This window comes from Type-E symbiont of Plautia stali, from assembly GCF_059731115.1.
The window spans coordinates 3,743,232-3,757,198 of the sequence record NZ_AP035906.1; the positions used below are offsets into that span (position 1 = coordinate 3,743,232).

Here is a 13,967-nt window from a genome sequence, read left to right on the forward strand (position 1 = left end):
CTACTCCAGTGCGTCATTGACCGGCTTGAGCACTTTTTTCTCAAACCACGTCATTTTTGATTCGTCTTCGGTGGCGGCAGCGCCTGAAACTGAACCCGTTCCCGCCGCCGTCTGTTTGGTTGCCGCCGTCTTGCTGGCCGTACGCTCCTCGCGCTTTTCCGGCACGCTCATTTGCTCGGTCAGCGTAAAAGTGACAATCCACGCCATGCGGCCATCCTGCTCCGGCGCGTCAATGTTCCCGGTGAATATCACTTCACGCAGCCCTACCGCGCGCGCGGTCTGATGCGCTACGCGGTACCGCTTGCGCTGGCCATCACTGCCCGTGGCAATGCCCATCTCAAAAAGACGCTTCAAAATCTCCGGCTTGGTGAAGGGAATAAGCCCGGAAACGCGCAGCTCCTTGCCCTTGACGCCCTGCTCGGCCTTTGCCGTTGAACTCGTCTGACCGCCCTGGTCTTTATCCTGAAACTGCATAGACAGCGTGATGCGCATGTTTTGCAATGGGATGCCTTCGCCATCAAGCGCCAGCGTTGGATTGGTACTCACTGAGCATCCCCCTGATTGGTTCCAAATTATCCCCTGTCAGCAGTATGACCGCGCTGTGAACCATTGAAGCATCTGGAATGTTTTTCAACATTTCCACCGCAATGGTTGCGAGGTTTCCTGAAGCGCTAAACGCCCATACCCGTGCTGATTTACCTTTCAGCTCGTCTAATCCGCTGAGTATTTCGCTAATTAACTGCGAGCGTTTTTCAAAAAACGAATCCAGCGCGCCTTTTAGTTCATCCATATCAAAACCAGCCGCAGCAGCATTCACGGCATCCTGCATCACCCCCGCATTAAGTGCAGTGCGTGCCGTTTCTACTGAAAAGGGTACTGCACCTGACAATCCGCCACTCAGCGGGGCGGGTATCTGCATTTTTTCAACGGCCAGCTGTGCTGATGACAGGGCTATGCGTTGAACCTGTTTCAACGATGGAAACGGCATTACGTCAGCAAGTTCACCTATTCGCTTAGTGAAGTCTGTTGCACTGTCTCCAGTCACCATCAACGCCACGACTTCCGCGCCGCTTACTGCACTTCTCACTTTATCGGCCACCCACGCAATGGCGTTTGCGGGACTGAGATACGACCCGCTTTCAGCACTCTTTCCAAGCTCATAAACCCAGGGGTGCGCAGTTTCAACTGAGCAATTCATTGGTGGCATCGTGCCACTGAATGCTAAGTTCATCTCACTCCACCCCAAATTTTCAGCCATCATGCAACTGCCCCGATGCGTTGTTCCAAGACAGAAATCCGTTCTGACAGGCCGCGCATGACAAAACGGTCGAATTCCTGATCACGCAATTGCCACACTGAGCCGGCCGCACGTACCAACAGCATTTTTCCGGTTTCAACCTCTGAGCCGTCGTCTAATGCCACTACTTCAGGCGTGTAAACATCGTCCCATTCATCAAAACCAATAAAACCGTAATCCTGCCAATCCAGACCTTCAGATTTGAGCACCTCCAGTACAGACTGCACGGTTGTTCCGGCGCGCAGACGCTTTTGCTCATCATCCAGCCATGTCCAGAAACCAAATTGCTTCGCAACTTTCATTGCCGCATTAAGTTCCGCCCGGGTAAAGTCACGAATCGGGTCTTTTAGCGTAGCGTCCGAGGTTGACTGCGTCCCTCCGGCAAAGAACCCAATGTTAAATCGCAGTGATGCAGAACCCGCGTTGATATTGGCATCGGTGGCCGGAAGAATTGTTCCTGCGAATACTGCCGCACCGTTTACGTGCAAACGCGCTGCCGCCTGTCCAGCAAGATCGGTAGCTGAACCGATGAGAACATGGTTGGTATCAGAAATTCGCATAGCTGAGTTAGTACCGGATGGACTGAATCCGATAAAGGTTTGCGAAGTTCCGCTCGCGATAAATTCACCGAATTTAGCGTAATGATTCACTACCGGAAGCATGGTTGCCGTACCGTTGTATCCGGTAACGTCGATATATCCACCTGACTCAGCGGTGACTGTCACGCCGTCCAGGTTGCTACTGGTAATATTGAGCGATCCATTAAGGGAGCATGTCACCCCGTTATTATTCCGCAAATCGCATGATGGGGCACGGATAGCGCCCCCGACCAGATTAATAGCTTTTCCTGTGTTGTCCTGAAGTACAGCATTGTTAGCCAGTGCCTGAGAGTTGATAACCTCAAGCCCATTTCCTAAAGAACCTTTTCCAACAGACCCGGTTAAATGGACTGACCCGCCGCCTGCTGCAATGTAGGCATGGCGATGATGGCCAAATGACTTTGCGCTTGTAGCGAAAGTAAACGCCGTATCCTGTGCAATAAATCCATCAATGAGGTTTCCTGAGGAAATTGCCCCCGTGCATTGCATTGTCCCGGATGCGCTGCCCCATCCGTTACGCGCAGAGTTAGAGGAAGCCGCACCTGCCGCAACGATGATTGTTCCGTTTCGGTTGGCGTACACATTGGAACCTGAAAAACCGCTGATACCGAAGTTACTGCCGATATTCACTACGCCGCCATCTCGTGAAACAACACCAGTATTCCCCCCGGCATCCCCATAAACGTCATAGTTGGCCTGGCTTCGTCCTCCTGACATCACCACAGGCGTTGCCGCCCCAACAATAGCCAGCCCATCAATTAGCCCCAGAGAAAGCGAACTTTCTACCCGGATAGCAGTAGGACCCTTAGCGCCATCGGCAAATCGAATGACCGATCGGAGGATTTTTCCTGACAGCGTGACAGCGCCTGAAGGCGGAGCAGCATTAAGCGTTGTTACCCACGTAACCTGATTTCCCGCTACGGCTGTGACCTCCCATGCTCCGACATGATATTCCGCCTTGTCATTACCAGCACCAGACTGAATCAGCACAAATTCACCCACTGCTGGCACTTTGCCGCTGACGGTTCCGGTTACCGTGTGGTAGTTAAGATCGCGCGTTACCCCATCCCAGTGGCGCACGGTGAATTTTCCAGCAGTGACTGAATTTACTGATGAAACGGCAAGATCATCATATTTTCCGACAATCGAAACCCGGTCACCATCCACATGTGCAGTCGGAAGCGTTTCAGCCTCAGTGTAAATACCTGCGCTGACGTTGATGACTACCGAGACGGCAGGAAAACGCTTGTTGCGGAGGCTTTTAAGTGCGGCAGAAACAGACGGGAAATCCCCCGGAACATTGATGCTAATATCCTGCTGCTTTGGCAACACATCACCCATGCCCAGATATGAAAGTACGTTGGATGAATCGTCTTTATTCATCATCCCGCGCACGAAGTCACTCAATGGAGCCAGCTTCGCTTCAGCCAGACTGTTAAAAAACGGGAAGGTATTCTTTTGCGCCGCCAGCTGCGAAAAACCAGAAGTCAGCGTGGCCGGGCGTAAATCATTCACGCTTCCATCAGCATTAATATGCGCAATGGCATAAACATAATGCTGACCTTCACTGTCAGAATAATTTTCCAGCGTGTCTGCTAGCGTTAATTTTGTTGCCTCAGCCCAGACGCTGGTCAGCGTTCCTTTCCAGCAGACATCAACCCATACCTTTGTCGGCTTTGAAATGACGCTCAGCTCCTGATCGGCCAGCAGAGTAGACCTGATGCCAGCAACATAACCGATACCGCGCTTAACGCTGTATACCGTCCCGCTTTGCGAAACTTTGAACCCATCGTTAATGAATGAAGCCGCACCGTAAACATCAACATTCTCCAGACGAATACGCTCATCCACGCCGTTAAGGCGAGAAGTAAAATCAATCTGCCAGGTATCAACCGGGGTGACGATTGCCGTCTGCTCAGACGCACCGCTGTATTCCATCAGAAAACTACGTGTCAGCACGTTCCCCTGCTGTCCGGCTGCGGTTTTGATTTTCTTCTGAAGAGGCGCATGCACAATCATGCAGACGGTATCGCTGCTGCTGCTGACGAGCCCAATCCAGTTAAATTCGAAGTCGCCCACATCAGCGCCCAGAACGGCGGAATAAGCCACCGCGTTGGCATTGACCATGCCCGTTTTGCCCACGGCCTGACGGTGAACAATCTGGCCGTCTTCTGGCCATGACTCATCGCGGGAAATGGGCAAACTGGTATCCAGCCCCGGAATGTTAGCGAAGACAAACTCATCCAGCGTGATGATGGAACCGTTTGCCGCCTGCTGCGCCTTCAGCTGTTCGAAGGCGTTAGTGATAACGCTCTGACTCATTTTTTTTCCCTAAATTTTTGCACTAAACACTGAGTTACCGCCTTCGACGTCGGTAGCTGAATACGCTGAATACTCACCGAACTTTATTTCGGTGAAACTTAATGGCGCTGCATAGCAGACGCTTTCACCCTGGATAAACCCGTAATGCAGATACAGGGTTTCAGGCGTCATGACTTCAAACTGATAGCGGCGGCAGGTTCGTCCATACTGGCGAATAATCTGCATCAGCAGCTGAGTATTTCTTGCAATCTGACTGTCGCTCAGCCGGACGATGATCACGTCCCAGTCAATGTCTGGCTGGCGTTCCAGAACCTCGACATACCCGATTCCCAGCCGTTCAAAGATTGCAATAAACCCCTCAACTGACCCGGCATCCCGTGCGTTGATAAACGCATAGGCCACGCGCTTGCGAAACAGCGTCAGCGGCTCGCCGTTAAACCGGGTGATATCTCTGTCCCACGCCATCAGGCGTAAAAGTGACTCTGAACAGGTGAGCGGATCGAACTGGTTAACAGGCCACGTGATCCAGCCGTACACCAAAACCCAGAATCGGCGGGCGGCTTTCAGCAACTTGGCCGGCTCTCCCTTTTTCATCCACGTTGGCAGCAACAGCCCTGCCAGTTTCTTTTCAAAATCAGTCATGTTCTATGCTCACTGTCAGGCTGCTCAGGCGCGGCACGTTGAGTTCACTGACGATGTCCGTCAGGGAAAACGTCACCGAATCCACGTCCGGGTAAGTCTTGTGAATCTCCCGGCCCAGATTGGAGAAAGAGAACCGGCCATAGGGCCATGTTTTCTTCACGTCATAGTCCGTATTTTCCCGGAAGGCGCAGCGGATAAGGTTTTCCACCCCTGCCGTAAGTACCGACATATCCTCCGCACTCATGTTGTCCGGGTCTGGCAGGTACAGCACCACGGCCAGATCGTGCGAGGTTTCCGGCATCCCAAAACACTGCATATCGTCACCGTGGCCGTGATGCCCCTGCGTATTGATGTAGTCATTCACCGCTGTGACGAACGGCTCAGACACCACGCCGGAATCCAGCAGTAAAAACGCATTGGCGGTACCGGGCCCGCGCGGCGCATCATGCTCAAAGAAGATGCGGTCAATACTCAGCCCCACTACGCCTGCAATCATTGAGCGGTAAACCGCATCGGTGTGATAGTTGCCCACCAGGTTGAACTGATTGCGGCAGCGGTCCCGCAAATCGTCGTCGCTTTCCTCATCCGCGCCCGGCACAGTCAGCCAGTCCTCTTCGCTGATCACCGTGGATATACCGGACACCGCCACGGGCAGAATGCGGAAATATCCCGGCGCAAGGTTGTAGGCTGCGCCCGCCGCTGTTGCAGTGACGGGTACCAGTGCGCTGGCAAGCCCCGCCGCAATGGTGAAGTCACTCTGCGTCACCAGCTCGTAAACCGTGCCGTTGATGCGCTCGGTCTGAATGCGCGTCCCGGCCGGGATGGTGACTTCTGATGCGTCGCCGGTTTTGACGAATCTGATCACGCCCTCCGCCGCGCTGGCTGGCTTTGCGGTCACGTTGACCGCCCATGCCAGCAGGCGAAGCATCTGCCCGCTTGCCGTGGCCACAAACATGTTGGCCAGTACGGAATTGATCAGGACGTCTTTGAGCCACAGCACGGGTGAGGTGATGATCGCCGTCACCAGACGCCAGAACGGCGACATGCGCGAGGTGTTGGTAATCAGCCCCTCTTCTGTCGCAATGGCGGTAAACTTCGCCTTCAGCTCCGCTTCAGTGGTGGGCATGCCGCTCGCCTTCACCACCTCTTCAAAATCAACCTCCGGTTTTTCCGTCATACGTCCACCCCGTAAGAAATTCCGCCGAAGTCATACGTGCTGGCTGTAACCCATAGCCGGGAAATACTTTCCTCGGTCAGCTCCACCGTTCCGGGAATAATTCGCTCATCGTCTTCAATCAGTAATTCAATACGTGTCAGAATATCCGCCCGCAAAGTCGGGCTGCGCTCCGCAATCATTTCGGTCAGTAAACCGGATTCAAGAATTGCGTGAGCAATATCCTGCTGGATACTTTTCCGGTTATTGCAGGTAACAGGCTCGCTACCTGTATTCAGAACAAAGTCACCATTTTCAATCAGCAAATCGATATACAGTAATTCACTCACCCTGCCAGCTCCTGCCATTCCGATAATTGCTGCGGCGTCATGCCGTTCGGCATGTTAATTTCGACCTTGTCAATTCTTCGGCTGTTATCCGTTGTAGCCCGATTGCTGCTGTTAATTGTTTTACTCACGCCACCTGACTCAACGCCTTTTAACTGGTTCCCCGTTGAAAGCGTATTGCCGATAACAGGTGGCGGCGTTACGGGTTCACCCAGCTGGGCGATATTGACGCCGGGTATTTTATTCAGCTTGGTGACAATCCAGTTAAGTGAACTCAGTGCGGTCTGTTTAATGTTGTCCCACAGCCCGGCGAATAAATTCATAATTCCCTGCGCCATATTGCCGAGCGTTTCCGTCACGGAAAAACCACTCAGGAGCGAAACAAAACTTTTCCAGCCGTCCTTAATAAACTCCCAGACTTTGCCAAATACTCCCGCCACGTACTGAATGGCCACCGTCACCGCCTGGAATGCGGCGGTATCCATCACCGCCGCTTTGACCTGTTCCCAGTGTGTGATCAGCAGATAGCAGCCTGCGGCCAGCAACGCGATGGCACCGATAATCAGGAGAATCGGCCAGCTCATAAAGTTGATCGCCGTTCCGGTCAGCATGGCCTGGATGCGTACCGCCATCAGCGTGCCGCGCAACGTCCGCATGACCAGCTCATAGGCTTTCACCGTGGTGGAGGCGACCCACAGCGCGGCGGTATAAAGTTTCGTAACCAGCAGCAGACCGCGCCAGATGCCCGTCAGACCTGCCATCACAAAGAAACTCAGCCCCATCACGATATTGGCCAGCGCCCCCACGGCGGCAAAACTCAGCACCGCCAGCGTGACATAGCCCACCACGCGCGCGATGTTGGGAAACATCTGCATCCACCGGGCAAACGTCTGCCCCATATCCGCCAGGCGATTAAGCAGCGGATAAAGAACCGGCAGCAGGGTCATTCCTATAACCTGCCGTGCCACCGATAAAATCTGCACGAAGCGGTCCCACGGCTTGACCATCTTCGTGGCCATTTCCTGCGTACGCTTCAGCCCGTCACTGCCGCCCAGCACTTCAATATTGCGCTGTAGCGTGTCCACGTTGCCCCACAGCTGCTTGACCACGGCGGAACTGTCACCGAACGCGTCATCAAGCGCCTTCTGCGCCTCCACGTTCCCGGCAATACTGTCACCGTATTTCCCCTGGAGTTTGGTCAGGATCTCCGGCATGGACAGCATCTGACCCGCAGAGTTTTTGAACGTCATCCCCAGCTTTTTGGCGCCATCCTCTGCGCCCGTCATAAAGCCTTCGTAGGAACTGGACGCCTCGGTACCCAGCGTGCGCTGTAGCTCACCCATCACGGCCAGCTGCTCATTCAGCCCCAGACCGTAGTTGGTACCGACGCCGCGCGCGCCTTCCATCAGGTCTTTGACCACGCCCATTTCCACGCCGAACCGCTGACGCATAAAGGACATTTTCTCGGCCAGCTGCTCTGCAAACTGCACCTTGCCGACCTTGTCCGCCTCTTCCCTGAAATTTCCGAACATCTGCCCCATGAACTCGGCAGATTCCGCCGCCGTACTGCCCACTGCTGCGGCCATCAGGTTGGCTACGCGGGTGACTTTGGGCAATTCATCGCCCGTCAGCCCGCCAATCGCCGCGTTGATTTCCGCCGTGGACTGCACGAACTCCACCGCCCCTTTGCCGTAAGTCATGGCGAAGGTGTTGGCATCCTTTGCCACCGCTTTCAGCGCGGTGTCATCAATGCCCCGCGCAGCCTGCTCCTGAAGTGCGTCATACATTTCAATTGCCGGACCCAGCGCGCCTTTAATGCCCTGACCCACGCCCCACAACGCCGCACCACCGATACCAATACGCTGGAATGAAGCGCGGGACTTATCAGCAAAATCGGTAACGCTCGCCTGCGCCTGACGCAAAGGACGGGTTATTTTGTCGATCAGCGATAAAGTAAATTCCAGCTGTTTCATTCTTTACCTTTAAAAGCCAGCGCGATGCCATTAGCGACAGCAATGCGCTGGTTTTCCCAGTATTTATTATCGAGCCATAATGCGGCAGAGAGACTGTCTAAACTGTCATCCTCATTCGGAAGCCAGTGACGCCGTAAAATTGAATACTGTTCGAGTCCGTTAGAGTCGATATTACGGACCCGCTCGGTTAGTTTTTTACGGTAATTTCCAGCTCAGGCGTATATTCATCCATCACTTTAGAAACCACCTGCAACGCCGCGCCCGGCAGTTTCAGAATATCTTCCAGCGCTTCTTTAGTTTCAGGCGTTACGATACGCACAAGAAAATTATGCGCCGGAGCCACCTTATTACTGATGGTGATTTCGTTGATGTATTTGTTATACGCGGTGACGTTTGGCGCAAAGGTAATATCTTTACCCGCAACGATCAGTTTAATTTCTTTATCACTCATAGCCTTTTTTCTCTCTTAAAATAATTTCATCAACAAGCTGGTTGTGACGAGCGGCACACGTCGAATAAATATCGAGCCATGTCGTAATTAATTCCGCTGCGGCTTTACCATCGTTACCGTTTAACCGTGGAAGATTAACCGGGCATTTAGTTTTTAGATTTTCCTGAAAGGGTACGCTCTGCACGTTCACTGGCTTCGTTGTACATCCTGACAAAATCATCAGACACGCAAACGTTAGTAAACACAGGCTTAACCACTTCAGTGCGGATGCCTGCGGGTATCGCACCTTTCAACTCCTCCAGTTTGCCTTCCAGCTGGCTGGCTGACTGGCTGGCCACGCCCTGCATGTCCTCCCGGACTTTGCCAGCGGCCAGCCCTGCGGCCCGTTCTGCTACCAGCTCCTCGCTGTCGCGCTTCCAGTCCGAGCCAGTCCATCCCGCCCAGAACGCCAGCAGTAAACCAGCGATCACAAACAGAACGTTTCTGGCCATCAGCGCACCCCGTTATGTTCCAGGCTGAAGTGATTGCCGTCAGGGTTGTTCTTGAACCGGCCTCCCCAGCTGCCGCCCAGTGATTCCCAGTGCTCACCCAGCGCCTGATAATCCTCGGTGCGGGTCTTGTACTCCCCGTTTACAAACAGGTTGAAGTCAACCGCCAGACGCTGCGTATGCAGGCTGTTGCTGATGCCCTTGCCACTCTTGGCATTGAGCGCGGCCTGCTCAGGGGTACGGTAAGCTTCACCAAAGGTGAGGCGCATTCCCTTGTCCTGCGCAAACATAATCAGCTGCGCAATCAGTACCGTGAACAACTGTTGTTTTTCCGATAACGTCACTCTGTCTTCCCCTTGTCAGAACCGCCCATACGGCGGCGTAGCCATAATTCACAAAACTGATAGCCCAGAATCCCCAGCCCCGCGCCAAGCCCGTTGACGGCCAGCGGCGGCATATCCGGGAACTGCACCAGCGCCGCCCCCGCCGCCACCGAAATGGCTGAACCGAGGATCACGCGCCCGGCAACAAGGCGCGTCGTGATTTTTTCATTGCTGGTCAGAATCTTGCCCAGCGCGATAACCGCGCCCATAACCAGCAGCTGATACAGCGTTTTTTCGTGCTCCTGCATTGCCTCTCCGTTAGCTGATAAGGCTTTCCGTAGCCGACGACTCCAGATAGGGAACGCCGTTGATGTTGACGAATTTCGGGCTGGTCACGAAGTACTTAACCTTGTGCGTGGTCAGCGCGCCGCCCTTGGGATCGATGTCCAGGATGTTGCTGATAATCAGCTTGCAGCCGAACGCCTCTACCTTGACCTCTTCGCTGCCTACCTTGGCGTAAAACAGGAAGTCCACCACGTCGATGCCGCGCCACGATCCCGCCGCTTTGGCTTTCGCCGATAACTGCTGGAACACTTTGCTGCTAAGCTCAATTTCACCCTCACCCGCCACGTCACCCGCCGTGAAGCCGTCAGGCACACCACGGGTTGACGCCGCCGCCGTGTTATCCGTGATATCGAGCGAAATTTTCTCAACGTGAAGCAACTCACCATCAATGTTCACGTCAAAAGACTGACCGCTGATACGCTGGCTCATGCCGCTTCCTCAGTAGTTGTGATGCTGGTATCCAGTACCAGACCCACGGTGATTTCCTTCGGAGACTCAACCGGACGCATCACGATATAAATCTCCACCTTAGTAGCCGACTGCCAGTTAATGGTGACATCCCCGTCCAGCGGCGTTTTCACCTCACCGGGGAAGCGGATGCCGTTAATCTGGCTGGACTGCGACATATCACGCAGCGGCTTTGAAAAGCTCTGCTGCGTGGCTGCAATGCTGCCCGGCGTGGTGTTCATCGAACGGTCAGCAATGCGTGAAATCGCAATGAGACGTACACGGCGCGCCACCTTGTCAGCAATGCGCAGATATTCGATAACCTGATAATCACCACCCTCAACGTCCAGCGTGCGCCCGTCTGCCCAGTACATGCCGTCATAGTCCGGGTACCACATCGGCACGCTGTAACGCAGCTTTTCCAGCGCCTGAAGCGTGGCTAAATCGACTTCAGCGCCCGTGCCGTCAACGGGCAGCTCGTCATTGCCCAGGCTGACCAGCGCACCCGTTTTGACGCGCGCCGGACTGTCTGCGATGGTCACCGAACGGGAGCACAGACGCCCGGCCAGCACACCCGGCTCATTGCCCCACAGGCGCGGTACCAGCTGCACCGCTGATGCCGAAATGCCGGTTTGCAGGGTGCCTAGGCGGGTCAGGTAATCGGCCCATGCCTCATCATCTTCAGGCGCACCCACGGCCAGCATGAACCACACCCAGCGACCGTATTTGGACAGCAGCGTGTTGCGCAGCGTAGCGGCGGCATTAATCTGCGCCTTTTCGTCAACGTCCACGCACAGCACGACACCCTCAACAGACGCCACCGTCTGCGCCTTCTCCACGGCCTTCACCCATTCCAGCGCCTCGGCATCTTCAGCCAGCACGTGAACATAAGCCGCCCAGTTCTGCCCGGCGTTATCCAGCGCCGCCATTACCTGGCTTTTCAGCACCGAAGCCGCCGCACCCAGCTGCGTGTCAAAATCGGTCTGCGTGTTGACCGCCAGCGTCTTACCGCTGTTAGTCGCCCCCTTGCCGACAAAGAGCACCACGCGCTCAATGTCGCTCGTCTCACCCTGTAGCTGGTTTAACTGATTAATCGTGACCGTTGGCCAACTCATACACTTCCCCTGATATCCTGCGCGTTAACGTCCCAGCCGTACCCGATGGCCTGTAGCTGTCGCGCCAGCGCCTTATTGAAGTCATCACTGCTCATTCCGACAAACGGACGCGACGGCAGATCGACAGTCCAGACTGATTGAGCCGCTTTATTACTCAACTTGCGGATCAGCAGCCCGGCCTGCGCGTAACCCATGGTGTCGGTAATTTCCTTAAACGGTGGCTTACGCCAGCGCTTGCCGCGCTTCACCTTGTACCCCAGCTTGCGCAGCTTTTTGGCCTGCGCCAGCGTGGCCATTTTGCCGGACGGTATGGGCTTGCTGGCATTACGCGCCCGGACGGTAGCTTTCATGCCCTCCTGCTGCGCGTAGCCAATCACCCCCGCTGGCACCGGGTTTTCACCGTTCCGGTACCCGCCGCCCTGAAGATAAAGCCGCACGGCTTCAATCTCCGGCATCTCTTTGATGTGCAACAGGCCCGGCAGATTGCGCAGCATCTTGCCCCTGCGCCGTGTCTTCCTGCCCTCCCACGGCGTACCGCCTGGAGCCTGCTGATTGCGCACGTTGCGCTTTGCTGCGGGGATAACACCGTACTTCGCCATACGCCAGATAAGCCGCTGACGCTTCTTTTGCGGCAGCTCAAGCTTTGCAATTTCGCGGCGCATCTCACGCAGCTGCGCGGCATTCACCTCCGCACCAAATATCACTGTGTCGCTCCCGGCACGTCTGCACCCGGTGCGTAAATCAACGCGCTGAGTGCCGTCCAGATTTCGGCATCAGCCAGGCGGTACTGCTTGCCCTGGTAGGGAATATCACCCGCGTCATCCGGCACGATGATCAGTTCCTCGGCCATCGGTACCGTGACGGTGACAATCGCAGTCTCTTCGTCAATCAGCTCAATATCCCAGTCAGGATCGGCACTGGATAAGCCGACATGGCTGAACAGCTCACGGTCTGCGGAGTCTGACGCCAGCCAGACTTCAAGCAGCGCCATCATCAGGCGGGGATCGCACTCCCTAAACGGGAAACGCTCCCAGATAAGCTCTGCGTCATAGCGAATGATCGAAAGCCGCTCCTGCTCCATACCCATGCTTTTGCCTGCGGGAATGGTTTTGAGTGACGTCATCTCACTGCTGAACGACTGCATTGCCCGTTTGGGCACACATCCCCGTAAGAACGCGGTGAGGGAATCCAGCTGGCTGACGTGGCTCATACCTGCCTCACCGTTGCGCGTTTCAGTCCCTTAATCTGGCGGATCACTATCGCCGCCTCCGCCAGCAGTCCCTTGCGCGTGTCATCGCTCTCCTGTCCCGGATGCGACTCGCGGCGGCCAACTGACGCAAACTCACCCATCAGGTCAGCTTTTGCCCTGGCATACACCGCCTTTTTATACTGCGCCTCCAGCTGGTTGGTGCCCTCCATACTGACACCCGGCACATTCCCTGCGGTGGCGTACCCTGCCGCGCGATGCTTCACCTGCACACTGGCAAGGTCATTGTTTACCTCTGCAACAGCCGTAAGCAGCGCATCCCCCACCGTTCCGGCTGCAACGTCTGCCGGAATGCTGCGGGCGCTCTGAAAATCGGCCAGATTCAGATCGGGCCAGAATCCATCGTTTTGCAGCGGGCTGTCCTGGTATTCAATCGGCTTGCCACTGAACATGCATATTTCCCTTAAAAAGGTGGGCTGACCGGAATCCGCGGCGCATTACACATTGTGTTCTGCCCTCATCCGCGCCCACCCGGCTTGCGTTAGTCGTTACTGGCTTTCAAAGGTGCAAGGGTGCGAATGCGCGCCGCGATATTGTTGCGCATCGTCCCTACGCCAATCTTTTGATACTTCGCCTCGGCGGCCGCCAGCAGCCGGTCAGCGTTTGACAGCGTCTCGACGCTATCAATCGCCGCCGCCCGCACCTGTCCTGATTCATCACGGAGCATTCGCAGCCCCGCGAATTTGAACCACTTGGCCACAATCTCTTCGTGTAGCGGCCAGCGCTGCGTCACGTTCTCAAACGTGCGTGAGAAATACGGTTCAAGGTCTTCACCCGCCTTGCTCGCCTGCTCGGCCCATGCCAGCATCTGATCGGCAACGAAAGCCGGGAAACGTGACCGGATAAACTCCGGAGTGTCCTGCTTCTGCTCGATGGCGATATCAGCCCAGTCCAGCGCCTGATCGTAATCGCCCACGTCAAACAGCCAGACCACACACAAGGCAAACACCGGGTTGGCGTATGCTTTGCCCAGCTCCAGATAGCTCTCCACAGTCGGAAGCCACTTCGGCAAAAGCTTGTTGCGCTTGAGTTCCACGCGGTCAGCCATCTGCATACCGTGAAGAGATTCCACGTCTGTGGCGATTTCCTGCAATTGCAGATGCAAGCTTGCCGTGGTGTTGACCTCTTCAAGCTGCGCCTGCTTTAACTGCATCTCTTTACGCTGGCTGTGTCGCTGTGCGGGTGAAAGACTCATGAC

The 13,967-nt window shown here is 55.2% G+C and carries 19 protein-coding genes; all 19 read right to left on the reverse strand.

Annotation, left to right across the window (positions count from 1 at the left end; translation table 11 throughout):
• Positions 1 to 546, reverse strand: a complete 546-nt coding sequence (locus AC6I8L_RS17125; RefSeq protein WP_058959477.1) for a baseplate complex protein — start codon at positions 544 to 546, stop codon at positions 1 to 3.
• Complete coding sequence (locus tag AC6I8L_RS17130) at positions 518 to 1,261, reverse strand: hypothetical protein (protein ID WP_058959478.1); 744 nt, start codon at positions 1,259 to 1,261, stop codon at positions 518 to 520. The genes AC6I8L_RS17125 and AC6I8L_RS17130 overlap by 29 nt, the downstream gene beginning before the upstream one ends.
• The gene (locus tag AC6I8L_RS17135) at positions 1,258 to 4,218 is read right to left on the reverse strand and encodes a phage tail-collar fiber domain-containing protein (RefSeq protein ID WP_058959479.1); all 2,961 of its coding nucleotides are present in this window, start codon (positions 4,216 to 4,218) and stop codon (positions 1,258 to 1,260) included. The genes AC6I8L_RS17130 and AC6I8L_RS17135 overlap by 4 nt, the downstream gene beginning before the upstream one ends.
• A 9-nt stretch (positions 4,219 to 4,227) precedes the next feature.
• Positions 4,228 to 4,860 (reverse strand): phage tail protein, encoded by a 633-nt coding sequence (locus AC6I8L_RS17140; RefSeq protein WP_058959480.1) that lies wholly within the window; start codon positions 4,858 to 4,860, stop codon positions 4,228 to 4,230.
• Positions 4,853 to 6,037 (reverse strand): baseplate J/gp47 family protein, encoded by a 1,185-nt coding sequence (locus AC6I8L_RS17145; protein WP_058959481.1) that lies wholly within the window; start codon positions 6,035 to 6,037, stop codon positions 4,853 to 4,855. Before AC6I8L_RS17145 ends, AC6I8L_RS17140 begins: the two co-directional genes overlap by 8 nt.
• On the reverse strand, positions 6,034 to 6,363 hold the full coding sequence (locus AC6I8L_RS17150; protein ID WP_058959482.1) for a DUF2590 family protein: 330 nt from the start codon (positions 6,361 to 6,363) through the stop codon (positions 6,034 to 6,036). The genes AC6I8L_RS17145 and AC6I8L_RS17150 overlap by 4 nt, the downstream gene beginning before the upstream one ends.
• A complete protein-coding gene (locus AC6I8L_RS17155) occupies positions 6,360 to 8,333 on the reverse strand; it encodes a phage tail tape measure protein (RefSeq protein WP_058959483.1) in 1,974 nt (657 codons plus the stop codon). Before AC6I8L_RS17155 ends, AC6I8L_RS17150 begins: the two co-directional genes overlap by 4 nt.
• The gene (locus tag AC6I8L_RS17160) at positions 8,330 to 8,503 is read right to left on the reverse strand and encodes a DUF6890 family protein (protein WP_374754034.1); all 174 of its coding nucleotides are present in this window, start codon (positions 8,501 to 8,503) and stop codon (positions 8,330 to 8,332) included. Before AC6I8L_RS17160 ends, AC6I8L_RS17155 begins: the two co-directional genes overlap by 4 nt.
• Before the next feature lie 17 nt (positions 8,504 to 8,520).
• A complete protein-coding gene (locus AC6I8L_RS17165; RefSeq protein WP_058959484.1) occupies positions 8,521 to 8,784 on the reverse strand; it encodes a putative phage tail assembly chaperone in 264 nt (87 codons plus the stop codon).
• Positions 8,777 to 9,004 (reverse strand): Rz1-like lysis system protein LysC, encoded by a 228-nt coding sequence (gene lysC, locus AC6I8L_RS17170; RefSeq protein ID WP_072226497.1) that lies wholly within the window; start codon positions 9,002 to 9,004, stop codon positions 8,777 to 8,779. The genes AC6I8L_RS17165 and lysC overlap by 8 nt, the downstream gene beginning before the upstream one ends.
• Positions 8,931 to 9,275, reverse strand: coding sequence for a hypothetical protein (locus AC6I8L_RS17175; protein ID WP_058959485.1), 345 nt, complete (start codon positions 9,273 to 9,275; stop codon positions 8,931 to 8,933). The genes lysC and AC6I8L_RS17175 overlap by 74 nt, the downstream gene beginning before the upstream one ends.
• Complete coding sequence (locus AC6I8L_RS17180; RefSeq protein WP_058959486.1) at positions 9,275 to 9,616, reverse strand: M15 family metallopeptidase; 342 nt, start codon at positions 9,614 to 9,616, stop codon at positions 9,275 to 9,277. The genes AC6I8L_RS17175 and AC6I8L_RS17180 overlap by 1 nt, the downstream gene beginning before the upstream one ends.
• Positions 9,613 to 9,903 carry a phage holin family protein gene (locus AC6I8L_RS17185; RefSeq protein WP_058959487.1) on the reverse strand — a complete coding sequence of 97 codons (291 nt, stop codon included), beginning with the start codon at positions 9,901 to 9,903 and terminating at the stop codon, positions 9,613 to 9,615. The genes AC6I8L_RS17180 and AC6I8L_RS17185 overlap by 4 nt, the downstream gene beginning before the upstream one ends.
• A 10-nt stretch (positions 9,904 to 9,913) precedes the next feature.
• Positions 9,914 to 10,369 carry a phage protein gene (locus AC6I8L_RS17190; protein ID WP_058959488.1) on the reverse strand — a complete coding sequence of 152 codons (456 nt, stop codon included), beginning with the start codon at positions 10,367 to 10,369 and terminating at the stop codon, positions 9,914 to 9,916.
• Entirely contained in the window at positions 10,366 to 11,502 is a 1,137-nt protein-coding gene (locus AC6I8L_RS17195) for a DUF2586 domain-containing protein (protein ID WP_058959489.1), read from the reverse strand. The genes AC6I8L_RS17190 and AC6I8L_RS17195 overlap by 4 nt, the downstream gene beginning before the upstream one ends.
• On the reverse strand, positions 11,499 to 12,206 hold the full coding sequence (locus AC6I8L_RS17200) for a hypothetical protein (protein WP_058959490.1): 708 nt from the start codon (positions 12,204 to 12,206) through the stop codon (positions 11,499 to 11,501). Before AC6I8L_RS17200 ends, AC6I8L_RS17195 begins: the two co-directional genes overlap by 4 nt.
• Positions 12,203 to 12,712 (reverse strand): phage tail protein, encoded by a 510-nt coding sequence (locus tag AC6I8L_RS17205; RefSeq protein ID WP_058959491.1) that lies wholly within the window; start codon positions 12,710 to 12,712, stop codon positions 12,203 to 12,205. The genes AC6I8L_RS17200 and AC6I8L_RS17205 overlap by 4 nt, the downstream gene beginning before the upstream one ends.
• Positions 12,709 to 13,161, reverse strand: coding sequence for a head completion/stabilization protein (locus AC6I8L_RS17210; RefSeq protein ID WP_058959492.1), 453 nt, complete (start codon positions 13,159 to 13,161; stop codon positions 12,709 to 12,711). The genes AC6I8L_RS17205 and AC6I8L_RS17210 overlap by 4 nt, the downstream gene beginning before the upstream one ends.
• Positions 13,162 to 13,250: 89 nt before the next feature.
• A complete protein-coding gene (gpM, locus tag AC6I8L_RS17215; RefSeq protein WP_498013941.1) occupies positions 13,251 to 13,964 on the reverse strand; it encodes a phage terminase small subunit in 714 nt (237 codons plus the stop codon).
• Positions 13,965 to 13,967: the final 3 nt, after the last annotated feature.